Source organism: Thiocapsa sp. (assembly GCF_011390875.1).
GTDB lineage: Bacteria > Pseudomonadota > Gammaproteobacteria > Chromatiales > Chromatiaceae > Thiocapsa.
In genome coordinates this window covers 1-593 of sequence record NZ_JAABRP010000090.1, presented here as the reverse complement: position 1 = coordinate 593, position 593 = coordinate 1, and the positions used below count along the sequence as shown (strand labels likewise).

Sequence of the window (593 nt, the reverse complement as noted above, 5' to 3'; positions counted from 1 at the left end):
GTGCGCAAGCATATCGGCCAGGTCGCCTGCTGAACCGCATCCTCCGGGCGGAATATGCAGAGATTCGCAGAGCTGATGCGGTCGGTGGCCATGATCTGCGTATGGAGCTGGACGCGGTTCAGGAATCTTGAATCATCGAAGAGCTATGCAGTTAAAATATTAATTAATTAAATACTTAAACCGCGTCGACGCCAACATCTCAGAGGGATGCCGAACTGGCCGTCCACTCAAAACGACGCATACCGCACAGGACGCGGTTTAACACGGGACGCCCCGATCATGAAGGTTGCGATCTTTTCCGATGTTCAAGCCAACCTGCCGGCGATGGAGGTCGCGGTCGAGCGGATCCTCGACTGGGATCCGGATCTGGTCGTGATGGACGGGGATCTGGTCAACCGCGGACCGAGCAGCCTTGCCTGCGTGGAGCTGTTCGACGAGCTGCGCCGGACACGCGGTTGGTTGCCGGTGAAGGGCAATCACGAGGCTTGGATCCTGCGCTGCGCTCTGGAGCCGCCCCGCACCGAGCTGGAGGGACAGATGCGGCGCTTCGCCGACTGGACCTACGAGCAGCTGCGCGAGCGCATCGCAGCACT

At 59.9% G+C, this 593-nt stretch carries 1 protein-coding gene; it reads left to right on the top strand.

Annotation, left to right across the window (positions count from 1 at the left end; genetic code table 11):
• Positions 1 to 279: 279 nt before the first annotated feature.
• A partial coding sequence (locus GPT33_RS09145; protein ID WP_296807709.1) for a metallophosphoesterase occupies positions 280 to 593 on the top strand: 314 nt, incomplete at its 3' end.